General features: G+C 68.4%; 25 protein-coding genes. 19 read left to right on the top strand and 6 right to left on the bottom strand.

Features of this window, described 5'->3' with window-relative positions; all coding sequences use genetic code 11:
- Nucleotides 1–10: 10 nt before the first annotated feature.
- The 4 genes from JF543_RS00335 to JF543_RS00320 are packed head-to-tail and all read right to left on the bottom strand — an operon-like array spanning nucleotide 11 to nucleotide 2,271.
- A complete protein-coding gene (locus tag JF543_RS00335; protein ID WP_206822414.1) occupies nucleotides 11–778 on the bottom strand; it encodes an ABC transporter permease in 768 nt (255 codons plus the stop codon).
- Complete coding sequence (locus JF543_RS00330; protein WP_410340893.1) at nucleotides 775–1,572, bottom strand: ABC transporter ATP-binding protein; 798 nt, start codon at nucleotides 1,570–1,572, stop codon at nucleotides 775–777. Before JF543_RS00330 ends, JF543_RS00335 begins: the two co-directional genes overlap by 4 nt.
- Complete coding sequence (locus JF543_RS00325; RefSeq protein WP_179409850.1) at nucleotides 1,569–1,940, bottom strand: DUF1048 domain-containing protein; 372 nt, start codon at nucleotides 1,938–1,940, stop codon at nucleotides 1,569–1,571. The genes JF543_RS00330 and JF543_RS00325 overlap by 4 nt, the downstream gene beginning before the upstream one ends.
- Nucleotide 1,941: 1 nt before the next feature.
- Complete coding sequence (locus JF543_RS00320) at nucleotides 1,942–2,271, bottom strand: PadR family transcriptional regulator (protein WP_179409851.1); 330 nt, start codon at nucleotides 2,269–2,271, stop codon at nucleotides 1,942–1,944.
- A 195-nt stretch (nucleotides 2,272–2,466) separates the two neighbouring features.
- Between JF543_RS00320 and JF543_RS00315 the strand changes: the two genes are divergently transcribed.
- The 13 genes from JF543_RS00315 to JF543_RS00255 all read left to right on the top strand — a co-directional run bounded on the left by JF543_RS00315 (nucleotide 2,467) and on the right by JF543_RS00255 (nucleotide 17,169).
- Nucleotides 2,467–3,129 (top strand): FCD domain-containing protein, encoded by a 663-nt coding sequence (locus JF543_RS00315; RefSeq protein ID WP_179409852.1) that lies wholly within the window; start codon nucleotides 2,467–2,469, stop codon nucleotides 3,127–3,129.
- Nucleotides 3,129–4,646, top strand: a complete 1,518-nt coding sequence (locus JF543_RS00310; RefSeq protein WP_179411760.1) for an MmgE/PrpD family protein — start codon at nucleotides 3,129–3,131, stop codon at nucleotides 4,644–4,646. Before JF543_RS00315 ends, JF543_RS00310 begins: the two co-directional genes overlap by 1 nt.
- Nucleotides 4,646–5,545 (top strand): methylisocitrate lyase, encoded by a 900-nt coding sequence (gene prpB, locus JF543_RS00305; RefSeq protein ID WP_179409853.1) that lies wholly within the window; start codon nucleotides 4,646–4,648, stop codon nucleotides 5,543–5,545. The genes JF543_RS00310 and prpB overlap by 1 nt, the downstream gene beginning before the upstream one ends.
- Nucleotides 5,546–5,563: 18 nt before the next feature.
- A complete protein-coding gene (locus JF543_RS00300; protein WP_206821585.1) occupies nucleotides 5,564–6,754 on the top strand; it encodes a bifunctional 2-methylcitrate synthase/citrate synthase in 1,191 nt (396 codons plus the stop codon).
- Nucleotides 6,754–7,935, top strand: a complete 1,182-nt coding sequence (locus tag JF543_RS00295; RefSeq protein WP_206822413.1) for a thiolase family protein — start codon at nucleotides 6,754–6,756, stop codon at nucleotides 7,933–7,935. The genes JF543_RS00300 and JF543_RS00295 overlap by 1 nt, the downstream gene beginning before the upstream one ends.
- An 86-nt stretch (nucleotides 7,936–8,021) precedes the next feature.
- A complete protein-coding gene (locus JF543_RS00290; RefSeq protein ID WP_224818015.1) occupies nucleotides 8,022–8,858 on the top strand; it encodes a pyruvate, water dikinase regulatory protein in 837 nt (278 codons plus the stop codon).
- A gap of 22 nt (nucleotides 8,859–8,880) precedes the next feature.
- On the top strand, nucleotides 8,881–11,268 hold the full coding sequence (gene ppsA, locus JF543_RS00285; protein ID WP_206822412.1) for a phosphoenolpyruvate synthase: 2,388 nt from the start codon (nucleotides 8,881–8,883) through the stop codon (nucleotides 11,266–11,268).
- A 301-nt stretch (nucleotides 11,269–11,569) separates the two neighbouring features.
- Nucleotides 11,570–12,013, top strand: coding sequence for a hypothetical protein (locus JF543_RS00280; protein ID WP_206822411.1), 444 nt, complete (start codon nucleotides 11,570–11,572; stop codon nucleotides 12,011–12,013).
- A gap of 140 nt (nucleotides 12,014–12,153) precedes the next feature.
- Nucleotides 12,154–13,656 carry a CoA-acylating methylmalonate-semialdehyde dehydrogenase gene (locus JF543_RS00275; RefSeq protein WP_179409859.1) on the top strand — a complete coding sequence of 501 codons (1,503 nt, stop codon included), beginning with the start codon at nucleotides 12,154–12,156 and terminating at the stop codon, nucleotides 13,654–13,656.
- Between the two features lie 9 nt (nucleotides 13,657–13,665).
- Complete coding sequence (locus JF543_RS00270; RefSeq protein WP_206822410.1) at nucleotides 13,666–14,862, top strand: acyl-CoA dehydrogenase family protein; 1,197 nt, start codon at nucleotides 13,666–13,668, stop codon at nucleotides 14,860–14,862.
- Nucleotides 14,859–15,761 (top strand): 3-hydroxyisobutyrate dehydrogenase, encoded by a 903-nt coding sequence (gene mmsB / locus JF543_RS00265; RefSeq protein ID WP_206822409.1) that lies wholly within the window; start codon nucleotides 14,859–14,861, stop codon nucleotides 15,759–15,761. Before JF543_RS00270 ends, mmsB begins: the two co-directional genes overlap by 4 nt.
- A 170-nt stretch (nucleotides 15,762–15,931) precedes the next feature.
- Nucleotides 15,932–16,723: an enoyl-CoA hydratase-related protein gene (locus tag JF543_RS00260; protein ID WP_179409862.1), complete on the top strand. Its 792-nt coding sequence runs from the start codon at nucleotides 15,932–15,934 to the stop codon at nucleotides 16,721–16,723.
- Between the two features lie 8 nt (nucleotides 16,724–16,731).
- Nucleotides 16,732–17,169, top strand: a complete 438-nt coding sequence (locus JF543_RS00255) for a putative immunity protein (RefSeq protein WP_179409863.1) — start codon at nucleotides 16,732–16,734, stop codon at nucleotides 17,167–17,169.
- A 117-nt stretch (nucleotides 17,170–17,286) separates the two neighbouring features.
- Here the strand turns inward: JF543_RS00255 and JF543_RS00250 are convergent, their stop codons facing one another.
- Entirely contained in the window at nucleotides 17,287–17,823 is a 537-nt protein-coding gene (locus JF543_RS00250; protein ID WP_206551122.1) for a MarR family winged helix-turn-helix transcriptional regulator, read from the bottom strand.
- Between the two features lie 114 nt (nucleotides 17,824–17,937).
- On the opposite strand from JF543_RS00250, the gene JF543_RS00245 reads away from it, so the two are divergent.
- The 5 genes from JF543_RS00245 to pntB all read left to right on the top strand — a co-directional run bounded on the left by JF543_RS00245 (nucleotide 17,938) and on the right by pntB (nucleotide 24,431).
- Nucleotides 17,938–18,711 (top strand): electron transfer flavoprotein subunit beta/FixA family protein, encoded by a 774-nt coding sequence (locus JF543_RS00245; RefSeq protein ID WP_206822408.1) that lies wholly within the window; start codon nucleotides 17,938–17,940, stop codon nucleotides 18,709–18,711.
- Nucleotide 18,712: 1 nt separating this feature from the next.
- Entirely contained in the window at nucleotides 18,713–19,681 is a 969-nt protein-coding gene (locus JF543_RS00240) for an electron transfer flavoprotein subunit alpha/FixB family protein (RefSeq protein ID WP_206822407.1), read from the top strand.
- Nucleotides 19,682–19,683: 2 nt separating this feature from the next.
- The gene (locus JF543_RS00235; RefSeq protein WP_206822406.1) at nucleotides 19,684–21,297 is read left to right on the top strand and encodes a cytochrome b/b6 domain-containing protein; all 1,614 of its coding nucleotides are present in this window, start codon (nucleotides 19,684–19,686) and stop codon (nucleotides 21,295–21,297) included.
- 180 nt (nucleotides 21,298–21,477) lie between these two features.
- The gene (locus JF543_RS00230; RefSeq protein ID WP_206822405.1) at nucleotides 21,478–23,034 is read left to right on the top strand and encodes a Re/Si-specific NAD(P)(+) transhydrogenase subunit alpha; all 1,557 of its coding nucleotides are present in this window, start codon (nucleotides 21,478–21,480) and stop codon (nucleotides 23,032–23,034) included.
- A complete protein-coding gene (gene pntB, locus JF543_RS00225) occupies nucleotides 23,031–24,431 on the top strand; it encodes a Re/Si-specific NAD(P)(+) transhydrogenase subunit beta (RefSeq protein WP_179409869.1) in 1,401 nt (466 codons plus the stop codon). Before JF543_RS00230 ends, pntB begins: the two co-directional genes overlap by 4 nt.
- A 172-nt stretch (nucleotides 24,432–24,603) precedes the next feature.
- On the opposite strand, the gene JF543_RS00220 is transcribed toward pntB, so the two are convergent.
- Nucleotides 24,604–25,110 (bottom strand): GNAT family N-acetyltransferase, encoded by a 507-nt coding sequence (locus tag JF543_RS00220; RefSeq protein WP_179409870.1) that lies wholly within the window; start codon nucleotides 25,108–25,110, stop codon nucleotides 24,604–24,606.
- Between the two features lie 119 nt (nucleotides 25,111–25,229).
- On the opposite strand from JF543_RS00220, the gene JF543_RS00215 reads away from it, so the two are divergent.
- A complete protein-coding gene (locus tag JF543_RS00215; protein WP_179409871.1) occupies nucleotides 25,230–25,790 on the top strand; it encodes an acyl-CoA thioesterase in 561 nt (186 codons plus the stop codon).
- Nucleotides 25,791–25,812: the final 22 nt, after the last annotated feature.

Raw genomic sequence — 25,812 nt, 5'->3', positions numbered from 1 at the left:
CCCGCGGTCGTCATCCGATGCGCCGGCGATACACCCGCATCGCCACGACGTAGGCGATGATCAGGATGCCGAGGCACCAGGCCAGCGCGACCCAGAGGTCGGCTCCCACCGGCTGCTGCGCGAACAGCGCCTGGATGGAGTTCACGATGGACGTGACCGGCTGGTGCTCGGCGAACCACCGCACCGGTCCCGGCATGGTGTCGGTCGGCACGAACGCCGAACTGATGAACGGCAAGAAGATCAGCGGATACGAGAACGCGCTCGCCCCGTCGACCGTCTTCGCCGACAGCCCTGCGATGACGGCGAGCCAGGTCAGCGCGAGCGTGAACAGAGCGAGGATGCCGATGACGGCCAGCCATGCCCACACACTCGCCGATGTACGGAAGCCCATCAGCAGAGCCACGCCGAACACGATGGCCAGGGTCATGGCGTTCGCCACGAGGGATGTCAGCACATGAGCCCACAGGATGCTCGAGCGGGAGATCGGCATGGAGTGGAATCGCTCGAAGACGCCGCCCTGCAGATCGGTGAACAGGCGGAACGCCGTGTAGGCGATCCCCGAGGCGATCGTGATCAGCAGAATGCCGGGGAGCAGGTAGTCGATGTACGCGGCATCGCCGATGCTCTGCCGCAGGGCCCCGCCGAACACGAACACGAAAAGCAGCAGCAGGGCGATCGGTGTGACTGCGGTTGTGATGACGGTGTCGGCGCTGCGCAGGATGTGCCGCAGCGACCGGCCGGTGAGGCTCGCCGTATCGGCGAGCACGTGCGTGCTCATGCGGCATCGCTCCTCTCAGCGTCGCTGGTCGACGGACCGACCAGCGCGAGGAAGACCTCTTCGAGTGTCGGTTGCCGCTTGACGTATTCCGCTCGTGCGGGAGGCAACAACTGCTTGAGCTCGGCGACTGTGCCGTTGGCGATGATGCGCCCCTCGTGCAGGATCGCGATGCGGTCGGCGAGTCGTTCGGCCTCATCGAGGTACTGCGTCGTCAGCAGCACGGTTGTGCCGCCGCGCACGAGTTCCTCGACCACGGCCCACACCTCCTGTCTGGCCTCGGGATCGAGCCCTGTGGTCGGCTCATCGAGGAAGACGACCTGCGGATGCCCGACGAGACTCATCGCGATGTCGAGCCGACGTCGCATCCCGCCCGAATACGTTCCCGCGCGTCGCGAGCCCGCCTCGGTCAGGCCGAACCTGGCCAGCAGGGCATCCGCCGTGTCACCCGGGGTTGTGAGGTGACGCAGCCGCCCGACCAGAACGAGGTTCTCGCGTCCGGTGAGCACGTCGTCGACGGCGGCGAACTGCCCCGTGAGGCTGATCACCTCGCGCACCTGGGCGGCCTTCTCGTGCACGTCCATCCCCTGCACGTGGGCGCTACCGGCATCCGCTGCGAGCAGAGTCGAGAGGATGCGCACCATTGTCGTCTTCCCGGCGCCGTTCGACCCGAGCAGCGCGAAGACGCTGCCGCGGTCGACGGCGAAGTCGACGCCGCGTAGCACGTCGTGTGCGCCGAAAGACTTGCGGATGCCGCGTACGTCGATCGCTCGCGGATCGGCGTGCACGGCGTTCACGACGACTCCTGGGCACGCGTGGCCGCCTCGACGGCGTCGATCAGGCGCTGACGCTCCTTGTCGATCCACCGCTTGCCGGTGTACGCCTGGGCGAATGACTCGGCGAACTCGACGGGGTCGTCTCCGGTGATCGCCGACACCGGCGTTGCGTCGAGTGCGGCGCGTTCCCACAGGTCGGCGAGGTCGACGAACATCTGCACCAGGGTGTCGCCATCGGTGACGCCGCCGTAGTACATGAGGTACCGCGTCAGCGCGGTCGCAGTAGCGCGGTAGGGCTCGGGCAGCGCGTCCATGCGCGCCTTCGCCTGTCGGTAGTTCCTCTTCTGTTCGAGCGGTCCGGTGACCGCTTCGATCCACTTTGCTGCCATGTCATTCTCCCTTCGTGCGGAGCTCTGCGATCCGGGCGGAGATGAAGCTCCAGGTCATCCAGAACTCGTTCAGTTCGGCGGTGCCGCTCGCATTGAGCGTGTACACCTTGCGGGGCGGGCCCTTCTCGCTCGGCACCTTCGCGACGTCGACGAAGCCCTTCTGCTCGATGCGTACGAGCAGTGCGTACACGGTGCCCTCGGCGATGTCGGCGAAGCCGCGGTCGCGCAGTTGCGCCGTGATCTCGTACCCGTATGCCGGTCGGTCGACGAGCAGGGCGAGCACTATGCCCTCGAGGGTGCCTTTGAGCATCTCTGTCATCTGTCTGCCCATCCGGCACCTCCGCGTACTACTCAGTGATACTGACTACCACTACATAGTACCGCTGAGTAGTGGGAGTGCAACCCCCGGATCGCAGAAAGTCGCAGGGGTGCGCCAGTGCCCGCCGCGCCCCGGTTATGTATACGCAAGTGGGCTGATCGGTGAACGACGCTGGTATATGCGCGGGTTTGTGTATACGCTGATCCCGTGAGCACCACCGTCGAGTCTCTTCGCGCCAGCGACCGTGCCTACGCGGTGCTGCTCGATGAGATCCAGTCCGGCATCCTTCCCGCTGGTGCCGTGCTCGCCGAAGTCGAACAGGCGGCGCGCCTCGGAGTGAGCCGCACGCCCATGCGCGAGGCGCTGCGCCGACTCGCCGCCGAAGGGCTCGCCGTGCAGCAATCGCCGCGAGTCACCGTCGTCGCCGATCTCGACGCCGACGACATCCGATCGCTGTTCGAGATCCGCCGCGCACTCGAAGAGACCTCGGCACGGCTCGCGGCCACGCGCGGCGATGCCGTGCTGTTCCGCGAGCTCGCCGACGAGTTCGCCCGCGTCGACCTCGACCGCCCCGAGGGGCGTGACGCGTACTACGCCCTGATCGCGCGCTTCGACGCCGCGCTCGACGCCGCCGTCGGCAACGACTACCTCAGCTCGGCGCTGCGCACCGTGCGCACCCACCTCGTGCGCGTGCGGCGCATGGCGCGCGACAAGCCCGAGCGGCTGGCCGCATCCGCCGGCGAGCACCACCTGATCGCCCGCGCCCTGGCATCCCGCGACGCCGAGCTCGCTGCCCACGCCACCCACGTCCACCTGCACAACGCCCTCGACAGCATCCTCGAATCGCTCGAGTCCCCGGAAGGAACATGATGACCGTCAACCACCCTGTTCGCGTCTACCGCTCCGAAGAGAACCTGCCCCGCGAGGGACAGCTCGCCTGGAAGATCGCCGAGGTCGCCACCGACCCCGTCGAGGTCGAGCCCGCCGTCGTCGACATGATCATCAACCGCATCATCGACAACGCCTCGGTCGCCGCGGCCTCTCTCACGCGCGCACCCATCAACGCCGCCCGGGCTCAGGCCTTCGCCCACCCCGTCTCGACCGGCGGAAAGGGCGCCACCGTCTTCGGCGCTGAGCTCGACCACCGCACCAGCCCCGAGTGGGCCGCCTGGGCCAACGGCGTCGCCGTGCGCGAGCTCGACTACCACGACACGTTCCTGGCCGCCGACTACTCGCACCCCGGCGACAACATCCCCCCGATCCTGGCCGTCGCGCAGCACGTCGGCAGCGACGGACGCGCCCTGGTGCGCGGACTCGCCACCGGCTACGAGATCCAGGTCGACCTGGTGAAGGCGATCTGCCTGCACAAGCACAAGATCGACCACGTCGCCCACCTCGGCCCCTCGGCCGCGGCCGGCATCGGCACCCTGCTCGGCCTCGACGCCGAGACGATCTATCAGGCGGTCGCGCAGGCGCTGCACACCACCACCGCCACCCGACAGAGCCGCAAGGGTGAGATCTCGACCTGGAAGGCGCACGCCCCGGCCTTCGCCGGCAAGATGGCTGTCGAGGCCGTCGACCGCGCCATGCGCGGTCAGACCTCGCCGTCGCCGATCTACGAAGGCGAAGACGGCGTGATCGCGTGGATGCTGGACGGACCCGACGCGGCCTACGAGGTGCCGCTGCCGGCCGCCGGCGAGGCCAAGCGGGCCATCCTCGACACGTACACCAAGGAGCACTCGGCCGAGTACCAGGCGCAGGCGTGGATCGACCTCGCCCGCAAGCTGCACCGCGAGGGCATCGACACCTCGGCCATCGACAGCGTCGTGCTGCACACCAGCCACCACACCCACTACGTGATCGGCTCGGGGGCGAACGACCCGCAGAAGTACGACCCGACGGCATCGCGCGAGACCCTCGACCACTCGATCCCGTACATCTTCGCCGTCGCGCTGCAGGACGGCACCTGGCACCACGTCGACTCGTACGCTCCCGAGCGGGCCGCCCGTGAGGACACCGTTGCGCTGTGGCACAAGATCACCACGGTCGAGGACGCCGAGTGGACGCGGCGCTACCACTCGCTCGACATCAGCGAGAAGGCCTTCGGCGGTCGCGTCGAGATCACGATGAACGACGGCACGAAGGTGATCGACGAGATCGCCGTCGCGGATGCCCACCCGCTGGGCGCCCGCCCGTTTGCCCGCGAGAACTACATCAACAAGTTCCGCATCCTCGCCGAGCCCGTGCTCGAGCCGGCAGAGATCGACCGCTTCCTCGAGCTCGTCCAGCGCCTGCCCGAGCTGACCGCGGACGAGGTCGCCGAGCTGTCGATCATCGCGAAGCCCGGTCTGCTGGCATCCGCCGACGCCCCGAAGGGGCTGTTCTGATGCTGTACTCGACCGTTCCCGCGCACGAGAAGCGCAGGGCGTTCCGCGAGCGCCTCGCCTCGGGTGAGCTGCTGCGCTTTCCCGGTGCGTTCAACCCGCTCAGCGCACGCCTGATCGAGCAGAAGGGCTTCGAGGGCGTCTACATCTCGGGCGCCGTGCTCTCTGCCGACCTCGGACTGCCCGACATCGGCTTGACCACGCTCACCGAGGTCGCCGGTCGCGGGCAGCAGATCTCGCGCATGACCGACCTGCCGACCATCATCGACGCCGACACCGGGTTCGGCGAGCCGATGAACGTCGCGCGCACGATCCAATCGATGGAGGATGCTGGTATCGCCGGCGCCCACATCGAGGACCAGGTCAACCCCAAGCGCTGCGGACATCTCGACGGCAAGGCCGTCGTCGACGCCGACACCGCGGTCAAGCGCATCCGCGCCGCCGTCGATGCGCGTCGTGACGAGAACTTCCTCATCATGGCGCGCACCGACATCGCCGCCGTCGATGGGCTGGAGGCCGCGAAGGACCGCGCCAAGGCGCTGGTGGATGCCGGTGCCGACGCGATCTTCCCCGAGGCGATGCGCTCGCTCGACGAGTTCGCCGCGATCCGCGCCGCCGTCGACGTGCCGATCCTGGCGAACATGACCGAGTTCGGCAAGAGCGACCTGTTCAGCGTCGATCAGCTGCGTGACGTCGGCGTGAACATCGTCATCTGGCCGGTGTCGATGCTGCGTATCGCGATGGGCGCGACCGGTCGTGCCCTTGATACGTTGATCGACGAGGGCCACCTGACCTCGAAGCTCGGCGAGATGCAGCACCGCGCCGATCTCTACGACCTGATCGACTACGAGTCGTACAACCGGTTCGACTCGGGCGTCTTCAACTTCACCATCGATCGCTGAACACGAGGGAGTGACGGAATGAGCGAGACCGAGATCAAGAAGGGGCTGGCCGGAGTCGTCGCCGATGTGACGGCGATCAGCAAGGTCAATCCAGAGACCAACAGCCTGCTGTACCGGGGCTATCCCGTGCAGGAGCTCGCGGCCACCCAGCCGTTCGAGGCGGTCGCCTACCTGCTGTGGCACGGCGAGCTGCCCACGGCGGCGCAGCTGGCCGAGTTCCGCGCGACCGAGCGCGCGCACCGCGCGCTTGCGCCCAAGGTGAAGGCGGCGATCGATGCGCTGCCGCTCGACGCGCACCCGATGGACGAGGTGCGCACCGCCGTCAGCGTCATCGGTGCGATCGAGACCGCGGGCACCGGGAACGTGCTCGATGCCGTCGGCACCCCCGAGCAGAACCTGCAGCGCAGCCTGCAGCTGTTCGCCGTGCTGCCGGCGATCGTCTCGTACGGTCAGCGTCGCCGCCGTGGGCAGGCGATGATCGATCCGCGCGACGACCTCGACTACGCGGCGAACTTCCTGTGGCTCACGTTCGGCGAAGAGCCCGACCCGGTCGTCGTCGACGCGTTCAACCGCTCGATGATCCTGTACGCAGAGCACTCCTTCAATGCCTCGACGTTCACCGCCCGGGTGATCACCTCGACGCTGAGCGATCTGTATTCGGCGGTCGTCGGTGCGATCGGCGCGCTGAAGGGGCCACTGCACGGTGGTGCCAACGAGGCCGTCATGCACATCTTCGATGAGATCGGATCGGCTTCCGAGGTCGTCGGCTGGCTGGATGCCGCCCTCGCCGAGAAGCGCAAGATCATGGGCTTCGGCCACCGCGTGTACAAGCGCGGCGACTCGCGCGTGCCCACTATGAAGGCGGCGCTCGACACCCTCGTCGCGCACTACGACCGCCCCGATGTCGCCGAGCTCTATGAGACGCTCGAGAACGAGTTCGTCTCGCGCAAGGGCATCTACCCGAACCTCGACTACCCGTCGGGCCCGGCGTACAACCTGATCGGCTACGACACACTCACCTTCACGCCGTTGTTCATCGCGGCGCGCATCACCGGATGGACCGCGCACGTCCTCGAACAGCAGGCCTCGAACGCGCTGATCCGCCCGCTGTCGGCCTACGTCGGCGTCGATGAGCGCCACATCGCCGAGTACGTGCCCGACACGGCGGCGATCGATGTGCAGGAGCGCGCCGAGGAAGCCGCGGGCTGATGAGCACCGAGGCCGTCGTCGTCGATGTGGTCCGCACCCCGGTGGGGCGCGGAAAACCTGGCGGGATGCTGTCTGGCGTGCATCCGGTCGATCTGGCCGCCGGCGTCCTGCAGCAGATCCTCGAGCGCAACGGCCTCGAGTCGGGGCAGATCGACGACGTGCTGCTGGGCTGCGTCAGCCAGGTCGGCGACCAGTCGATGAACATCGCCCGTCAGGCCGTGCTCGCCGCGGGGTTCGACGAGCGCGTGCCCGCGACGACGATCGACCGCCAGTGCGGGTCGAGTCAGCAGGCCGTGCACTTCGCTGCCGCCGGGATCATGGCCGGCGAGAGCGACATCGTGGTCGTCGGGGGAGTGGAGTCGATGAGCCGCGTGCCGTTGGGCTCGTCGGCCACGGGTGGTTCGCCGATGTCGCCGCGCCTGCGCGCGCGGTATCCCGAGGGTCTGGTGAACCAGGGCGTCAGCGCCGAGCTGATCGCCCAGCGCTGGGGCTTCGACCGCGACCGACTCGACGCGTTTGCCGCCGAGTCGCACCGCCGGGCGGCGCAGGCGTGGGCGGACGGGTTCTTCGACCGCACGGTGGTCGCCGTTCCGGAGGCGCCGGAGGCCCGCGTCGATGAGACGGTGCGGGCCGGCACCACAGCCGAGAAGCTCGCCGGCCTACCGGCGTCGTTCCGCACGGATGCCCTGGCCGAACGCTTTCCCGAGCTCGACTGGCGCATCACGCCGGGCAACTCGTCGCCGCTCACCGATGGGGCCTCGGCTGCATTGATGATGAGCGCCGACCGTGCCGAGCAGCTCGGATTGCGCCCGCGGGCTCGACTGCGCGCCTTCGACGTGGTCGGGGACGACCCGCTGATGATGCTCACCGGACCGATCCCCGCGACGCGTCGGGTGCTGGAGCGCGCCGGGCTCGATATCTCGGACATCGATGCGTACGAGGTCAACGAGGCGTTCGCCTCGGTGCCGCTGGCCTGGGCCGCCGAGCTCGGAGCCGATCCCGACCGGCTCAACCCGCGCGGCGGAGCCATCGCTCTGGGGCACGCGCTGGGCTCATCGGGCACGCGCCTGCTCGGCACCCTGCTCGACCATCTCGATGAGACGGGTGGCACGCTCGGGCTGCAGACGATGTGCGAGGGCGGCGGCATGGCCAACGCGTTGATCGTGGAGCGCCTCGCGTAGCGCAGTTCTTCACAAATCGTAAAACTACGAAAACCTTCGGGTGAATTCGTTGGTAAGGGGGCATGTTCCTTCCATACGGTGGGAACGTGCCCCCCACTGATTCCGCGCCCGTCGCCGGTACGCGTGCTGCGTACTTCGTCTCGGACAGCACCGGAGTCACCGCAGAGACGCTCGGCAACGCACTGCTGGCGAACTTTCCGGGCATCCGCTTTCTGCGGCACACGATCCCGTTCGTGCTCACCGACGCCGAGGCGCGCTCGGTCGTCGCGAGCATCGATGCCGACGTCGCGCGCGGACACGACCCCCTGCTGTTCATCACTGTGAAGAACGCCCAGCTGCGCGGCATCCTCAGCGCCTCGGGCGCGACGGTCATCGACCTGCTCGCCGGACACCTCACCGAGCTCGAGAACGCTCTCGGGGTGACGGCCTCCGAGCAACTCGGCAACTACCACGGCCTCGGCGACACCGACCGCTACTTCGCACGCATGCGTGCTGTCGAGTACGCCATCGAGCACGACGACGGGCAGAGTTCGCGCGCTCTCGACCAGGCCGACGTCGTGATCATCGCGCCGTCACGCTGCGGCAAGACGCCCACCACGATGTATCTCGCCCTGCAGCACGGGCTGCGCGTCGCGAACTACCCGCTCACCGACGACGACTTCGGCAGCGAGGCGCTGCCGCGTCCGATCGCGAAGTACGGCCCGCGCTGCTTCGGGCTCACCACGACGCCGCTGCGCCTGAGCCAGGTGCGCCACGAGCGCCGCCCCAGCTCGCGCTACTCCAGCCTCGAGCAGTGCACGCTCGAGCTGCGCCGCGCCGAAGACCTCTACCGCCGACACCGAATCCCGTTCCTGAACTCCTCGACAAAAAGCGTCGAGGAGATGTCCGCGGTCATCATGCAGACCATGAAGCTGCGTGCGTGACCCGAGCGAAAGTAGCAGCGCTATGAGCAACATCCTGTGGTTCCACGAGGTCACGATGACGGACCTCCCCCAGGTCGGGGGCAAGAACGCCTCGCTGGGCGAGATGGTCTCGCACCTCTCGGATCTCGGCGTGCGCGTCCCGGGTGGGTTCGCGACCACAGCCGACGCCTATCGGGCCTTCCTTGCCTCGGACGGGCTCGACACCCGCATCCGCGAGGCCGTCGAGGCGATCGACGTCGACGATGTCACCCAGCTCACCCGCGTCGGCGCGACGGTGCGCGAGTGGATCGAGCGGCAGCCCCTTCCGGCGGACATCGAGAACGACATCCGCGCCGCCTACGCGCACCTCGTCGAGAACGACCCGACCCCGGATGCCGTCTCCTGGGCCGTACGGTCATCGGCGACCGCCGAAGACCTGCCGGACGCCTCGTTCGCCGGCCAGCAGGAGACCTTCCTGAACATCTCGGGGATCGAGAACATCCTGCAGGCCGTAACGCAGGTCTTCTCATCGCTGTACAACGACCGTGCCATCGCGTACCGCGTGCACAACGGCTTCGACCACCACGACGTCGCGCTCTCGGTCGGCGTGCAGCGCATGGTGCGCTCCGATATCGGGGCCTCCGGGGTCATGTTCACCGTCGACACCGAGTCGGGCTTCGAGGACGCCGTGTTCATCACCAGCTCGTACGGGCTGGGCGAAGCCGTCGTACAGGGGGCGGTGAACCCGGACGAGTTCTACGTGTACAAGCCCGCGCTGGCGGCGTCACGACCGGCGATCCTCAAGCGCGCGGTGGGTGAGAAGGCCGTCGCGATGCGCTACACCGAAAGTGCGCAGGTGGGCGGCACGACCGTGTTCGAGGACGTCCCGGCCGCCGAGCGCCGGCTGTTGAGCATCTCGGATGCTGAAGTCGAGGAACTCGCCCGCCACGCCGTGACGATCGAACAGCACTACGGCCGCCCGATGGACATCGAGTGGGCGCGCGACGGCGTCGACGGCCGCCTCTACATCCTGCAGGCGCGCCCCGAGACGGTGGTCTCGCGCACGGACGCCAACGTCATGCGCCGATTCGTGCTCGGTGAGCGCGCCGAGGTGCTTTCGACCGGACGCGCGATCGGGCAGAAGATCGGCTCGGGCGCGGTCAGCGTGCTGCGCTCCCTCGACGATATGGCGGCCTTCCGTGCGGGCGACGTGCTGGTCGCCGACATGACCGACCCCGATTGGGAGCCGATCATGAAGAAGGCCTCGGCGATCGTCACCGACCGCGGCGGCCGCACCTGCCATGCTGCGATCATCGCGCGCGAACTGGGCATTCCCGCCGTCGTCGGCACGGGAGACGCCACCCGGGTGCTCACCGACGGCCTCGACGTCACCGTGTCGTGCGCCGAGGGAGACGACGGGTTCGTCTACCGCGGCCTGCTCGAGTACCGCGAAGAGGAGACGCAGCTCGATCGGATGCCCGAGGTACCGGTCAAGATCATGATGAATGTCGGCACTCCCGATCAGGCGTTCTCGTTCTCGCGTCTGCCCAACCGGGGTGTGGGGCTGGCCCGGTTGGAGTTCATCATCAACCGCCAGATCGGCATCCACCCCCGCGCGCTGCTCGAGTACGACGCCCTGCCCGCGGATCTTCAGGCCCAGGTGTCCGACCGCATCACCGCCTACCCGTCGCCGCGGGAGTTCTTCGTGCAGCGCGTGACCGAGGGTATCGGCATGCTGGCCGCGGCGTTCGCGCCCGAGCCGGTGATCGTGCGGATGAGCGACTTCAAGTCGAACGAGTACGCCAACCTGCTCGGCGGCGACCGCTACGAGCCGCACGAGGAGAACCCGATGATCGGGTACCGCGGCGCCTCGCGCTACATCTCGCCGGAGTTCCGCGAGTGCTTCGACATGGAGTGCGAGGCGATCCGCCGCGTGCGCGACGACATGGGCCTGCAGAACGTCAAAGTCATGATCCCGTTCGTGCGCACCGTCTCCGAGGGTGCCGCGGTCGTCGAGATGCTGGCAGCAAACGGACTGCGCCGGGGTGAGAACGGTCTTGAGGTCGTGATGATGTGCGAGGTGCCCTCGAACGCGCTGCTGGCCGATGAGTTCCTCGATCACTTCGACGGGTTCTCGATCGGGTCGAACGACATGACCCAGCTCACGCTCGGGCTCGACCGCGACTCGGCACTGGTCGCATCCACCTTCGACGAGCGCGATCCGGCCGTCAAGAAGATGCTCGCGATGGCGATCGAGGCGTGCCTGCGTCGCGGCAAGTACGTCGGCATCTGCGGACAGGGCCCGTCGGATCACCCCGACCTCGCGGACTGGCTGCTCGACCAGGGCATCGAGTCGATGTCGCTGAACCCCGACACCGTCGTCGAGACGTGGATGCGGCTGGCGGCGCGATCGGTGGATGCCACGGCGTAGCCGGCATCCGATTCCTGAGACGGAAGAGACCCCCGCCGACCCGATTCGGCGGGGGTCTCGCGGTCTGAGACCGCGGCGGGAGGCTGCGACCGCACTCACCGCGGCGCGAGTTCCGACGACACCCGATTCCGATCTGTCTTCCGTCGCGCGGGTTCTTTTCTAGAGGGCGCAGGTGGCCGGTGGGTGTACGGTGGGCGAACTCCTGACGAGTCTTCGTGCACAGGCGGGCGGTTCCGAAGAGTTGTCCACAATGAGGCGAATCCGACTACGCGGGCGAGGCGCGCGCGACAGTGTGGTGCGCATGGAAACTCAGCAATCGCCGCGAGACCGCGTGCTGCACACCGACGACCAACTGCGCGACATGATCGAGCTGCTCCTGCGCCAAGCGAACCAGCGACAGTTCTGGCTGCTGTTCATCGACGAGCGCGGCTGCCTCGGCGATCCGCTCATGCCGATGGCCGACTATCCAGAGGATCCGGGCGAGAGCGTGCGCGTCGACGACCTCGGTGAGGTATCGCACGGGCATCTGCTCATGCACCGCATCGGGTCCATGCGCGAGATGACCGGCAACGCCCAGGTCGTGCTGGTGTGGGAGCACCCCGGACTGCAAGAGCCGCGCGAGATCGACCGTGCCTGGGCGCGTGCGATGGCCGAGCAGGCTGAGGCGCTCGACGTCCCGCTCCGGGCGCAGTTCACGCTGTTCGAGCGGGGTGTCCGGCAGATGCATCCTGACGACTACGTCTGAGTCGGACGGCCTCTCAATCGGAGGCCCGCTGAACGTCGAGGGAGCGCCCTCAGTGGATTTACTAGGGCTCCCTAGTAAATCCACTGAGGGCCGAGTATCATGACACTGTGCCAAAGAAGGCACAGAGGAGAGTCAGCACAATGACCCGAATGATCCCCCACTTCGTAGGCGGAAAGCACGTCGACCCGACCGGTGGACGCGTCGCCGACGTGTTCGACCCGAGCACAGGAGCCGTACAGGCCCACGTGCCGCTCGCCTCGGCTGACGAGGTGCGCGCTGTGATCGCGAATGCCGAGGCCGCACAGGCCGATTGGGCCGCGACAAACCCGCAGAAGCGCGCCCGCGTGCTGATGCGCTTCGTCGAACTCGTGAACCGCGATATGGACGACCTCGCCCGGCTGCTCTCCAGCGAGCACGGCAAGACCTTCGACGACGCCAAGGGCGACATCCAGCGCGGCATCGAGGTCATCGAGTTCTGCATCGGAGCGCCGCACCTGCTCAAGGGGGAGTACTCCACCGGTGTCGGCGCCGGTATCGACGTCTACTCGATGCGCCAGCCGCTCGGCGTCGTCGCCGGCATCACTCCGTTCAACTTCCCCGCCATGATCCCGCTGTGGAAGGCGGGCCCCGCCCTGGCATCCGGAAACGCGTTCGTGCTCAAGCCCAGCGAACGCGACCCCTCGGTCCCCGTGCGCCTTGCCGAGCTATTCCTCGAAGCGGGCCTGCCCGCCGGAGTGTTCAACGTCGTCCACGGCGACAAAGAGGCCGTCGACGTGCTGATCAGTGACCCGCGCATCCAGGCGGTCGGCTTCGTCGGCTCCACGCCGATCGCCGAGTACATCTACACGACCGCGATCAGCAACGGCAAGCGCGCCCAGTGCTTCGGCGGCGCCAAGAACCACATGATCGTGATGCCCGACGCCGACCTCGACCAGGTCGCCGATGCCCTGATCGGCGCAGGCTACGGTTCGGCCGGCGAGCGCTGCATGGCCATCTCGGTCGCGGTGCCGGTGGGTGAAGAGACGGCGGATGCCCTCGCCGCCAAGCTCACCGAGCGCGTCGCCGCCCTGAACGTCGGTCCGTCGCTGTCTGAGGGCGCCGACTACGGGCCGCTGGTCAACAGTGCGGCCGTCGATCGGGTCACCGGCTACATCCAGCAGGGCATCGACCAGGGCGCGACGCTGCTCGCCGACGGCCGGGGATTCACCGTCGACGGGCACGAGGGTGGCTTCTACCTGGGCCCCACCCTGTTCGATCACGTCACCACCGACATGGCGATCTACCGCGAGGAGATCTTCGGGCCCGTGCTCGTGATCGCCAGAGCCGCCGACTACGAGCAGGCGCTGGCGATGGCATCCGATCACGAATTCGGAAACGGCGTCGCGATCTTCACCCGCGACGGCGACGCCGCGCGCGACTTCGCCGCGCGCGTGAACGTCGGAATGGTGGGCGTGAACGTGCCGATCCCCGTGCCGATCGCGTACTACACGTTCGGCGGCTGGAAGCGCAGCGGGTTCGGCGACCTGAACCAGCACGGCGCCGACGCCTTCCGCTTCTACACGAAGACCAAGACGGTGACCAGTCGTTGGCCCTCGCACGGCGTGCGTGACGGTGCCAGCTTCGTGATCCCCACCATGAACTAGGAACACACGATGACCATGATCAACACCTCCGTCACCGCCGAAGAGCGCGAGGCGATCCTCGACGCCGTGCGCGAGTTCACCGAAACCGAGCTGGCGCCGCACGCCGCTGAGCGCGACGAGAAGCACATCTTCCCGCGGGAGTCGCTGCACCGGGCCGGTGAGCTGGGGCTCGGCGGCATCTACGTCCGCGAGGATTTCGGCGGCACGGGCCTCGGCCGCATCGACACCGTGGCGATCTTCGAGGAACTCGCCAAGGGCGACCCGGCCGTGGCCGCGTACATCTCGATCCACAACATGGTCGCCTGGATGATCGACACCTACGGTGACGACGCCCAGCGCGCACAGTGGCTCCCGCAGCTCACCGCGATGGAACAGTTCGGCGGTTACTGCCTGACCGAGCCTGGCGCCGGGTCGGATGCCGCCAACATCACCACCAGCGCGACGCGCGACGGTGACGACTACCTGATCACGGGCGTGAAGCAGTTCATCTCGGGCGCGGGCGAGGCCGGCGTGTACGTGGTGATGGCCCGCACCGGCGAGCCGGGCGCCAAGGGCATCAGCGCCTTCCTCGTGCCGGGCGATGCCGACGGCCTGAGCTTCGGCGCGCACGAGAAGAAGATGGGCTGGCACGCGCAGCCGACCCGTCCGGTGATCCTCGACGGTGTGCGGGTGCCGGCATCGGCGATGCTCGGCGACGAGGGGCGAGGATTCGCGATCGCGATGTCGGCGCTCAACGGTGGCCGGCTCAACATCGCCGCCTGCTCGCTGGGCGGCGCGCAGTGGGCGCTTGAACGGGCCGTGCAGTACGTGCACGAGCGCGTCGCCTTCGGCGAGCCGCTCGCCGAGAAGCAGTCGATCCTGTTCGCAATCGCCGATATGCGCACCGACCTGCAGGCCGCGCGCCTGATGGTGCGCGATGGTGCGCAGGCGGTCGATGAGAAGGCGCCGGATGCCACGATGCGCTGCGCCATGGCCAAGCGCTTCGCCACCGACGCCGGCTTCGACGTCGCCAATCGGGCCCTTCAGCTGCACGGCGGCTACGGGTACCTTCAGGACTACGGGATCGAGAAGGTCGTGCGCGACCTGCGTGTGCACCAGATCCTGGAAGGGACGAACGAGATCATGCGACTCATCGTCGGACGCGAGATGCTGCGTCCTGCGGGTTCGGCCTCGCAGCAGCGGGCTCAGGCGCGGAGCGCCTCATGACCGCGTCGGCATCGAAGAAGGTCGCCTTTCTCGGCCTCGGCCACATGGGCCTGCCGATGGCGCTCAACCTCGTGAAGGCCGGGCACGACGTGCACGGGTTCGACCTGGTGCCCGCCGCGGTCGACGCCGCGCGTGATGCGGGCATCCCGGTCGCGGACAGTGGTGCGGATGCTGTCGCCGGCGCCGACGTCGTCATCACGATGTTCCCCGCCGGGCGGCACGTGATCGCCGCCTATCAGGACGAGCTGCTCGCCGCTGCCGCGCCGGGCACGCTGTTCATCGAATCGTCGACCATCGCCGTCGATGAGGCTCGCACCGCGCACGAGCTGGCGCTCGCCGCCGGCCACCGGAACATCGACGCGCCGGTCTCGGGCGGCGTGGTCGGCGCCGAGAACGGCACCCTCGCGTTCATGGTCGGCGGGTCGGATGCCGATTTCGCCGACGCGCTGCCGCTGCTGGAGGCGATGGGCAAGCGCATCGTGCACTGCGGTGGGCCGGGGCTGGGGCAGGCCGCGAAGGTCTGCAACAACATGGTGCTCGCGGTGTCGCAGATCGCCGTCGCCGAGGCGTTCGTGCTGGGCGAGCGGCTGGGGCTGGAGCACCAGGCGCTGTTCGACGTCGTCTCGCAGGCGTCGGGGCAGTGCTGGTCGATCACGACGAACTGCCCGGTGCCGGGTCCGGTGCCGACGAGCCCGGCGAACCGCGACTACCAGCCGGGTTTCGCGGGCGCGCTGATGGCCAAAGACCTGGGGCTGGCGCTTCAGGCGATCGAGCAGACCTCGACGGATGCCAGGATGGGCCGCCTCGCCCAGCAGATCTATGCTGCGTTCGCGGCCGGCGACGGCGCCGCCCGGGACTTCTCGGGCATCATCACCGACATCCGAGCCACCGACTCCTGACCCGCCCCCCGTGGCATCCGTCTATTCGTCACAGAACGCCCCTATTCGGGCCGAATAGCCGGGGTTTGTGACGAATAGACGGGAGTCATGTGGGGAGGGCGGAGTGCGCGCGGGGGCGCGAGGGACTGAGATACTGGAAGCGCCGCAGGGACGCGGCGGAGGGAGCGCAAATGCCTGAAGGAAACGTCGCCGAGTACGAGACGATCATCGTCGAACAGCGAGGACGGGTGGGCTGGATCACCCTCAACAGGCCCGAGGCGCTCAACGCCCTCAACGGCCTCGTGTCCGAAGAAGTGGCCGCAGCTGCCGAGATCTTCGACGCCAGCGATGAGATCGGCGCGATCGTCGTCACCGGATCCGAGAAGGCGTTCGCCGCCGGGGCCGACATCAAAGAGATGGAGTCGAAGACGGCATCCGAGATGCTCGACACCGACCACTTCGGCGCCTGGACCCGCTTCGCGGCCGTCCGCACGCCGGTGATCGCCGCCGTCTCGGGGTACGCGCTCGGCGGCGGATGCGAACTGGCGATGATGTGCGACATCATCCTCGCCGCCGACTCGGCACGCTTCGGTCAGCCCGAGATCAACCTCGGTGTCGTGCCGGGCATGGGCGGCACCCAGCGCCTCATCCGCGCGGTCGGGTACTACAAGGCCGCCGAACTGATTCTGTCGGGACGCATGATCGCGGCCGACGAGGCCGAACGCATCGGCCTCGTGTCGCGCGTGGTTCCGGCATCCGATCTGCTCGCCGAGGCGACGACGCTCGCCGAGACGATCGCGTCGAAGTCGCTGCCGTCGCTGTACGCGGCGAAGGCGACGCTGGATGCTGCCATGGAGACGACCCTCGAGGCGGGACTTGCCGTCGAGAAGCAGCAGTTCGCCGCACTGTTCGACACCGCAGATCAGAAGGAGGGGATGGCCGCTTTTCGACAGAAGCGCCCCCCTCACTTCCAGCACCGATGAGATCGACCGTGAACAGCCAGCCCGACGACGCAGACCTCAGACTCTCCGAGCACGACCGCCGCGAGCTGGTGGAATGGACCGTGGCGTGCGCAGAGCGGATGCTGCCGTTCTTCCTCGAAGAACGGCCCGACGACCTCAGACCTCGCGAGGCGCTCGACGCGGCGCAGGCGTTCATCCGCGGAGAACTCGCGATCGACGAGGTGCGCGAGCGGTCGTTCGGTAGCCACGCGGCCGCGCGCGAGGCGTCTGAGGCGTCGGCCATCGCCGCGGCGCGGGTGTGCGGGCAGGCCGCGGCCGTCGCGCACATGGCCGGGCACGCCCGCCAGGTGCCGCGGTACACGGCCAAGGCGTTCCCCGGCGACCGTGAGCGGCGCGACGAGGAGCTCGCCTGGCAGCGTCAGCGTGTGCCTGAGCGGTTCGACCAGTACGTGTACGAGGGCGACTGAGCGCACCCTTCCGGTGAGAAACCACTTCCCGTTTGAGAAACCACGTCGCACGTGGTTTCTCACACGACAGATGGTTTCTCGGCGGTGTGATCCGCGACCGCGACCGCGATCCGCGACTCAGAGTGGCTCGGGCAGCGGGCGCGGGTCGGTGAAGTCGCCGGCGTTCTTGCGCAGTCGCGCGACGATGCCGACCAGTTCCTTGGCATCGTCGGCGGCCAGCCCGGGCGAGGAGAACACCTCGGTGTTCAGTGCGGCAGTGGCACGCTCGACGAGATCGCGGCCGGCATCGGTGAGGGTCAGCAGTGCGGCGCGGCCATCGTGCGGGTGCGGATCACGGCGCACCAGGCCGTCGCGCACGAGGCGCTCGGCCGTGCTCGTCAGGCTCGTAGCGTGCACCTGCAGCCTGGCCACGACGCTCGACAGCGGCAGGGTGCCCGTGCGACTGAAGGCGAGCAGACGCAGCACCTCGTAGCGCGCGAAGGTCACGCCGAAGGGCTTGAGTGCCGCATCCACTCGTGCGAGCAGCAGCTGCTGGGCGCGCATGATCGAGGTGACCACGGCCATGCCCTCGGCGGCATCGTTCCAGCCGTGCGCGAGCCATTGCCGCTTCGCCTCGGCGAGCGGATCGATGGGAAGAGGGCGGGGGCGGGCCATAGAGCCACGGTATCGGGTCGCCATCGAGTCTGGCTGATACTCAATTTCACCGGCTGCGGAACTGAATCTCAGGTACGCTCGCAGGTAGACTCGAATCCGGCGTAAGGAGGCTCGATGAAGATCTATGTCCTGGTGAAAGAAGTGCCAGACACCTACGGTGACCGAAAGCTCGATCTCGAGACGGGACTGGCTGATCGTTCGGGTGATGTCGTACTGGATGAGATCACCGAGCGTGCTCTCGAAGCCGCGCTCTCGTACGCCGACAAGAACGCCGGCACCGAGGTGGTCGCCCTCTCGATGGCGCCGGAGTCGTCGACAGCATCCGTGCGTCGTGCCCTGGCGATCGGCGCGGCATCTGCCGTGCACGTCGTCGATGAGGATCTGCGCGGCGCCGACCTCACGCTGACCGCAGAGGTGCTCGCCGCCGCGATCCGCCGCGGTGAGCCCGACCTGGTCATCACCGGCAACCTCTCGACCGACGGCTCCGGCGGTGTCATCCCCGCCATGCTCGCCGAGCACCTCGGGTTCGCGCAGGCGACGGCGCTCAGCCAGATCGAGATCTCCGACGCACGGGTCGTCGGCACCCGCACCGGCGACGACGGCACGCAGCAGATCACCGCGGCACTGCCCGCGGTCATCTCGATCACCGAGGCGCTGCCCGACGCGCGCTTCCCCAACTTCAAGGGCATCATGGCGGCCAAGAAGAAGCCGCTCGAGGTGCTCTCGCTGGCCGACCTGGGCGTCTCGGCGGATCCCGCTCTGGCGCCTCGCGCGATCATGACGACGGTCGCAGAGAAGCCCCCGCGGGCGGCCGGTGTCAAGATCACCGACGAGGGCGACGCCGCCGCTCAGCTCGTCGAGTTCCTCGCACAGAACAGGCTGGTGTGACATGGCGTACCCCGCGAACCCGATCCTCGTCCTCGTCGACGTCGACCCCGCCGGCAATGCCGCCAGCAGCACTGCGGCGCTCATCGGTGCGGCATCCACCATCGGTGCTCCCGTCGCGTTGATCGTCGGTGGCAGCCCCGCCGCGGCGGATGCCGCCGCAGCGGCCGGAGCGCAGGTCGTGCTCACGGCCGCCGGTGACGCCGGCAAGCTGACCGTCCCGGTCGTTGACGCGCTGCAGGCCGCCTACGCACAGGTGAAGCCCGATGCCGTGCTGATCTCGAACTCGATCGCCGGCCGCGATGTCGCCGGACGTTTCGCCGTGCGCGAGAAGCTCGCCCTGTCGGTGGATGCCATCGGCGTCTCCCGCGACGACGAGGGCGTCACCGCCCAGCACTCCGTCTACGGCGGCTCGTTCCTCACCGATTCGGCCCCGACCTTCGGTGCCCCGGTCATCACCGTCCGTCAGGGCGCTGTGGATGCCCGCGCCGAGGCCGCCGACCTCACGGTCGAGGAGCTCGCGGTTACCGTGTCCGATGCGGTCGCCGCGAGCACCGGAGAGATCGTGGCCGAAGAGAAGACCTCGTCGCGTCCCGAGCTGCGTGGTGCCGCGCGAGTCGTCTCGGGCGGCCGCGGCCTGGGCTCGAAGGAGAAGTTCGTGCTCGTCGAGCAGCTCGCCGACACGCTGGGTGCCGCCATCGGCGCCTCGCGGGCGGCGGTCGACGCCGGGTACATCCCCTATGCGCATCAGGTCGGTCAGACCGGCGTCTCGGTGTCGCCGCAGCTGTACATCGCGCTCGGTATCTCGGGCGCGATCCAGCACCGCGCCGGCATGCAGACCGCCAAGACGATCGTCGCGATCAACAAGGACGGCGAGGCGCCGATCTTCGACGTCGCCGACTTCGGCATCGTCGGTGACGTCTTCACTGTGGTGCCGCAGCTGATCGAGGCGCTCGAAGCGCGGAAGAACTAACCATGGGAACGCGGATGCTGCGCCGCGGACTGCCGCGGATCAACGGCGGAGAGCCCTGGCCTCCCGTCACCGAGGTGACCGTCGAGGGCGCTGACAACGTGAACGATATGCCGGTCGCGGAGGCGGTTGCCGCCGCGCCCGCGCCAGTGGAGTCCGCTCCCGCCGCGCCCGCGGCCGAGCCGGCGGCCGCATCGGTCGGCGTTGCGCCGGCGAGTGCTGCGCCGGCGACCGCCGCAGCACCGAGCGCCAGCCTGCGTCGTGGTCTGCCGCGCGTCGCCGGGGGAGATCCCTGGCCGCCGGCATCCGCTGCTCCGGCACCTGCTGCTCCGGCACCCGCGATGGCCGCACCCTCCCCGGTCGTGACCGAGGCGCCCGCGGCAGCCGTCGCCCCGGCGGCGGCTGCCGCGCCCCAGGCGACCGCCGCCGCAGCCACCGCGCCGGGCGCCGAGCTGCGCCGCGGCCTGCCGCGCGTCGCCGGCGGCGACCCGTGGCCGCCCGCCGGTACCGCTTCGGTCGCCGCGGTCGTCGCGTCGTCGGATGCTGTCGCCGAGGCTGCGGTGACGGAAGCCCCGTCCACCCAGACTGCGGTGGCCGTGGCATCCGACCGCCCCGACCTGTCGACGCCGCTGCCGTTCACCCGCACTGTCTGGCAGGGACGCGCGCCGCGGCATGCTTCGCAGCCCGTCGCGCAGCCCTCGAAGCTGCGCCCGACGTGGCCGCAGGCCATCGGCGGACTGCTGGGACTCGCCTCACTCGGTCTGCTGGCCACGGCCGGGGTGTTCCTGGTGCGGGCGTTCCTCACTCTGCCGTTCATGCAGGACTTCCTGGCCGCCTACCCCGGCGAGTACCACCCCGCGTTCGAGACCGAACCGGGCTTCGCGCCGTGGGTCAACTGGGCGCACTTCTTCAACATCTTCCTGATGGTGCTGATCATCCGTTCGGGGCTCGGGGTGCGCACCGAGAAGCGGCCCACCGTGTTCTGGGCGCCGCGCGGCAACAGCAAGGGCAAGATCAGCCTGACTCTGTGGTTCCACCAGTCGCTCGACATCCTGTGGATCGTCAACGGAGTGATCTTCGTGGTGCTGCTCATCGTCACTGGCCACTGGGTGCGCATTGTGCCCACCAGCTGGGAGGTCTTCCCGAACGCGCTTTCGGCCCTGCTGCAGTACATCTCGCTCGACTGGCCGACCGAGAATGGCTGGGTGAACTACAACAGCCTGCAGCAGCTGGCGTACTTCACGACGGTGTTCATCGCCGCGCCCCTTGCAGTGATCACTGGGTTCCGCATGTCGGGGCTGTGGCCGAAGAAGGCCGAGAAGCTGTCGAAGGCCTACCCGGTCGAGTGGGCGCGTGCTCTGCACTTCCCCGTCATGCTGTACTTCGTGGCGTTCATCATCGTGCACGTCGCGCTGGTGTTCCTCACCGGTGCGCTGCGCAACCTGAACCACATGTTCGCCGCGCAGGGCTCGGTCGATGGCATCGCCTATGCGGATGTCTGGACCGGTTTCTGGGTGTTTGTCGGAGCCATGGTCGTGGTCGCTGCCGGCTGGTTCGCCGCTCGCCCGCTGGTGCTGGCGCCGATCGCGAAGCTGTTCGGGCAGGTGTCCGGGCGCTGACGCCACGCATTTCTTGAGAGGCCCCCGTGCTGAGCACGGGGGCCTCTCGCTTTCTCCATTGATCAATTTCGCCTGATTTTCAGCGGTCACAGAGCAGATTTCCCCTCATTCCTTCTCGATCGGTCAGTAGTCTGAGCAAAACGCTGAGGCCGACAGTGATGTCGGGACGGAAGGATCGCAGTGACGCAGATCGGAATCGTGCGGGAAGGCCCGGAGGAGACACGTGTCTCTGCCACCCCGGCCACCGTGCAGACCCTGAGAAAGCTCGGCTACGAAGTGGCCGTCGAGAGCGGGGCGGGCGAGCGATCGTCGTACCCGGATGACGAGTACCGGCAGGCCGGTGCGACGATCGTCGCAGCGGAGCAGGCGTGGCGCAGCCCCGTCGTCCTCAAGGTGAACCCGCCATCGGATGCGGAAATCGCCGCCCTGGCCGACGGAGCCACCCTGATCGCGCTGCTCTCACCCGCGCTCAAGCCCGAGCTGATCGAGAAGCTCGCCCAGCGCGACATCACGGCGCTCGCCCTTGACGCGGTTCCGCGTATCTCGCGCGCGCAGTCGATGGACGTGCTCAGCTCGATGGCCAACATCTCGGGCTACCGCGCCGTCGTCGAGGCCGCCCATGAGTTCGGCCGCTTCTTCACCGGGCAGGTGACGGCGGCCGGCAAGGTGCCGCCCGCGAAGGTGCTCGTCGCCGGTGCCGGCGTCGCCGGACTCGCCGCGATCGGAGCAGCATCCAGCCTCGGCGCCATCGTGCGCGCCACAGATCCGCGACCCGAGGTCGCCGACCAGGTGTCGTCGATCGGCGGCACCTACCTGGCCGTCGACGTCGCGGTCGAGAAGTCCACCGACGGCTATGCCAAGGCCACCAGCGCCGACTACGACCGCCGCGCCGCCGAGATCTACACCGAGCAGGCCGCCGACGTCGACATCATCATCACCACCGCGCTGATCCCGGGGCGCGCAGCGCCGCGGCTCATCACAGCATCCGACGTCGCGCAGATGAAGCCGGGCAGCGTGATCGTCGACATGGCCGCCGCGCAGGGCGGCAACGTCGAGGGCTCGGTGGCGGGCGAGCGCGTCGTCACCGACAACGGCGTGATCATCCTCGGCTACACCGACCTCGCCTCGCGGCTGGCCGCGCAGGCCTCGCAGCTGTACGGCACCAACGTCGCCAACCTGGTCGCGCTGCTCACCCCGGGCAAGGACGGCACGCTCACCATCGACTTCGACGATGTCGTGCAGCGCGCGGTCACCGTGGTGCGCGACGGTGAGGTCACCTGGCCGCCCCCGCCCGTGCAGGTCGCCGCCGCCCCGGCCCCGGCGGCACTCGCCGCCTCTGCAGAACCCGTTCCCGAGCCCAAGAAGATGAGCGCCGGCAAGAAGATCGCGCTGATCGTCGTGGGCATCGCCGCGCTGTTCCTCGTCAATGCGTTCGCCCCGGCACCGCTGCCGCAGCACTTCACCGTGCTGATGCTCGCCGTCGTCGTCGGCTTCTACGTCATCGGCAAGGTGCACCACGCGCTGCACACCCCGCTGATGTCGGTCACCAACGCCATCTCGGGCGTCATCGTGGTCGGAGCGATGCTGCAGATCACCGACGCCAACCCCATCGTGCAGGCCCTCGCCGCCGTCGCCGTACTGGTCGCGAGCATCAACATCTTCGGTGGATTCGCCGTCACCCGCCGCATGCTCAGCATGTTCACACTCGGCAAGACGACAGGGGGCGACCACAAGTGACCGTCGACGCACTCGCCGGCGCGGCCTACATCGCCGCCGCCCTGCTGTTCATCCTGAGCCTGGCCGGGCTCAGCCGCCACGAATCCGCCCGCGCGGGCGTGGTCTACGGCATCGTCGGCATGACGATCGCCCTCGGCGCCACTCTGGCGCTCACCGTCGCCGACGCCTGGGGCGGCAGCGGTGCCACCCTCGGCCTGAGCCTGCTCGCCGTCGGTGTGCTGGTCGGTGCGGCGATCGGCCTGTGGCGCGCCAAGGTCGTCAAGATGACCGAGATGCCGCAGCTCATCGCCCTGCTGCACAGCTTCGTCGGCCTTGCCGCGGTGCTGGTCGGATGGAACGGCCACCTCTCGCACGCGTCGATCCCGGCCGAACTGGTCGACATCCACAACGCCGAGGTCTTCATCGGCATCTTCATCGGTGGTGTGACCTTCACCGGCTCGATCGTGGCGTACCTGAAGCTGTCAGCCAGGATGTCGTCGCGTCCGCTGGTGCTGCCGGGCAAGAACCTGCTCAACGTCGGCGCGCTGATCGCATTCGTCGTGCTGACGGTGTGGTTCGTGCTCGACCAGCAGCTCTGGCTGCTGGTGGCGGTGACCCTGCTGTCGTTCGCCCTCGGCTGGCACCTGGTGGCCTCGATCGGCGGCGGCGACATGCCCGTCGTCGTCTCGATGCTCAACAGCTACTCGGGCTGGGCGGCGGCTGCGGCCGGCTTCCTGCTGAACAACGATCTGCTCATCGTCACCGGCGCGCTGGTCGGATCGTCGGGTGCGTACCTGTCGTACATCATGTGCAAGGCCATGAACCGGTCGTTCCTGTCGGTCATCGCCGGAGGCTTCGGCATCACAGCCTCCGCCTCCGACGACGTCGACCACGGCGAGCACCGCGAACTCAACGCCGAGGCCGCCGCCAGTCTGCTGTCGCAGGCGCAGTCGGTCGTGATCACCCCCGGATACGGCATGGCGGTCGCACAGGCCCAGTACCCCGTCGCCGACCTGGTCGCGAAGCTACGCGAGCGCGGCGTCGACGTGCGCTTCGGCATCCACCCCGTCGCGGGGCGCCTGCCGGGGCACATGAACGTGCTGCTGGCCGAGGCGAAGGTGCCGTACGACATCGTTCTGGGGATGGACGAGATCAACGACGACCTCGCCTCGACGAGCGTCGTGTTGGTGATCGGAGCCAACGACACGGTCAACCCGGCCGCCGCCGAGGACCCGGGCAGCCCGATCGCCGGCATGCCCGTGCTGCGGGTGTGGGAAGCCGAGAACGTGATCGTGTTCAAGCGGTCGATGGCCGCGGGCTACGCGGGCGTGCAGAACCCGCTGTTCTTCCGCGAAAACGCCCAGATGCTGTTCGGCGACGCCAAGGAACGGGTGGAGGACATCATCCGGGCGCTGTGACCCGGCATCCGACCCGGTCCACCCCGCCCCGGGCCGGGCCGGGCCGGTCCCGGGCCAGGCCACGGGACAGGACCGCCGACACCCCCACCTGACGCCGAGACCCCCTGCTGCAGACGTCTGCAGCAGGGGGTCTCGGCGCGAACACGGGGTGTCGACGCGAAGAGCGATGCGCTCAGCGTACGAAGCGCACCTCGGTCAGCGTCTCGCCGAGGAAGGGCTCGGTGTGGCTGGCGCCGTCGAGCGAGAACCCGTTGCGGGCGTAGAAGCGGTGCGCCCGGGGGTTGTCCTCGGCGACCCACAGGTACAGGGGCTCTTCCTTCTCGACGGCCGCGTCGAAGAGCTGCTGGCCGATGCCGGTGCCGTGGTACTCGTCGAGCAGATAGATGAAGTACAGCTCGCGGAACGCGGGGGCATCCTTGTCGCGCGCAGGCCCCGAGCCGACGAAGCCGACGATCTCGCCGTCGACGAGTGCGGCGCTCATCTTGAAGTCCTCGCCCTGACGGGCCCAGTTCGTCCAGAGCTCGGCCATGCGGCGCGGTGAGATGCGCTCCAGCGCCGCCTTGCTGATCAGGTGGTCATAGGTCTCGTGCCACGTCTGCGCGTGCACGCGACCGAGGGCTTCCGCATCCACGTCGCGGACCGGACGGACGATGATCTCGGGCTGGGCTTCGGCGCTCATGCCGCGACTCTACGCTCGAGGGCCCAAGAGGTGAAATCGGCCCGTCACACACCCCCTCGTGTGTGGAAACCCGCCAACGAAGTTGGGACATGCATCGTGGATCACTACTATCGCCACTTGTGAATGTGATCTGGCGCACCCTCCTCGTGATCCTCCAGGCGCGGCGGCGCGTGCGCCGCGACGGCACGCTCGGTCCCACCGACGTGGGGACGGTCCGGCTCACCACACTGCCCACCGATATCGACATCCTGCGGCACATGAACAACGGCCGATACCTGTCGCTGTTCGACCTGGGCCGTTGGGACCTGCTGATCCGCACCGGCCTGTTCGACTCCATGAAGCAGCGCGGCTGGTACGCCGTCGTCTCCAGTGAGACCGTCACGTTCCGCAAGTCGCTGGAGCTCTGGCAGCGCTTCGACGTCGAGTCGCGCATGATCGGGCACGACGACAAGGCGGTCTTCCTCGAGCACCGCGCCGTCGTCGACGGCGAGGTCTATGCCCGCGTGATCGTACGGGCGCGGATGCTGCGACGCAGCGGTGGCACGGTGAGCCACGAAGAGCTCTTCGCCGCTGTGGGGCGCCCCGAGGGCATTCCCGACATCGAGGAGTGGATCCACGACTGGGCCGCGGCGGTCGCCCTGCCGCCGACGAAGGCGCCCGCGCCCAGCACCTGGAACTGACACGGCGCGCATCACCCGCCCC

The organism is Microbacterium esteraromaticum, from assembly GCF_017303215.1.
GTDB lineage: Bacteria > Actinomycetota > Actinomycetes > Actinomycetales > Microbacteriaceae > Microbacterium > Microbacterium esteraromaticum_C.
The sequence above is the reverse complement of the archived record's forward strand: the minus strand, read 5'-3'. Positions and strand labels throughout refer to the sequence as shown.

What these genes read in the sequence shown, in the direction of transcription:
- JF543_RS00335 (WP_206822414.1), bottom strand. Translation starts at nt 778, where the DNA reads ATGAGCACGCACGTGCTCGCCGATACGGCGAGCCTCACCGGCCGGTCG.
- JF543_RS00325 (WP_179409850.1), bottom strand. Translation starts at nt 1,940, where the DNA reads ATGGCAGCAAAGTGGATCGAAGCGGTCACCGGACCGCTCGAACAGAAG.
- JF543_RS00320 (WP_179409851.1), bottom strand. Translation starts at nt 2,271, where the DNA reads ATGGGCAGACAGATGACAGAGATGCTCAAAGGCACCCTCGAGGGCATA.
- JF543_RS00310 (WP_179411760.1), top strand. Translation starts at nt 3,129, where the DNA reads ATGACCGTCAACCACCCTGTTCGCGTCTACCGCTCCGAAGAGAACCTG.
- prpB (WP_179409853.1), top strand. Translation starts at nt 4,646, where the DNA reads ATGCTGTACTCGACCGTTCCCGCGCACGAGAAGCGCAGGGCGTTCCGC.
- JF543_RS00300 (WP_206821585.1), top strand. Translation starts at nt 5,564, where the DNA reads ATGAGCGAGACCGAGATCAAGAAGGGGCTGGCCGGAGTCGTCGCCGAT.
- JF543_RS00295 (WP_206822413.1), top strand. Translation starts at nt 6,754, where the DNA reads ATGAGCACCGAGGCCGTCGTCGTCGATGTGGTCCGCACCCCGGTGGGG.
- ppsA (WP_206822412.1), top strand. Translation starts at nt 8,881, where the DNA reads ATGAGCAACATCCTGTGGTTCCACGAGGTCACGATGACGGACCTCCCC.
- JF543_RS00280 (WP_206822411.1), top strand. Translation starts at nt 11,570, where the DNA reads ATGGAAACTCAGCAATCGCCGCGAGACCGCGTGCTGCACACCGACGAC.
- JF543_RS00275 (WP_179409859.1), top strand. Translation starts at nt 12,154, where the DNA reads ATGACCCGAATGATCCCCCACTTCGTAGGCGGAAAGCACGTCGACCCG.
- JF543_RS00270 (WP_206822410.1), top strand. Translation starts at nt 13,666, where the DNA reads ATGACCATGATCAACACCTCCGTCACCGCCGAAGAGCGCGAGGCGATC.
- mmsB (WP_206822409.1), top strand. Translation starts at nt 14,859, where the DNA reads ATGACCGCGTCGGCATCGAAGAAGGTCGCCTTTCTCGGCCTCGGCCAC.
- JF543_RS00260 (WP_179409862.1), top strand. Translation starts at nt 15,932, where the DNA reads ATGCCTGAAGGAAACGTCGCCGAGTACGAGACGATCATCGTCGAACAG.
- JF543_RS00250 (WP_206551122.1), bottom strand. Translation starts at nt 17,823, where the DNA reads ATGGCCCGCCCCCGCCCTCTTCCCATCGATCCGCTCGCCGAGGCGAAG.
- JF543_RS00245 (WP_206822408.1), top strand. Translation starts at nt 17,938, where the DNA reads ATGAAGATCTATGTCCTGGTGAAAGAAGTGCCAGACACCTACGGTGAC.
- JF543_RS00240 (WP_206822407.1), top strand. Translation starts at nt 18,713, where the DNA reads ATGGCGTACCCCGCGAACCCGATCCTCGTCCTCGTCGACGTCGACCCC.
- JF543_RS00235 (WP_206822406.1), top strand. Translation starts at nt 19,684, where the DNA reads ATGGGAACGCGGATGCTGCGCCGCGGACTGCCGCGGATCAACGGCGGA.
- JF543_RS00220 (WP_179409870.1), bottom strand. Translation starts at nt 25,110, where the DNA reads ATGAGCGCCGAAGCCCAGCCCGAGATCATCGTCCGTCCGGTCCGCGAC.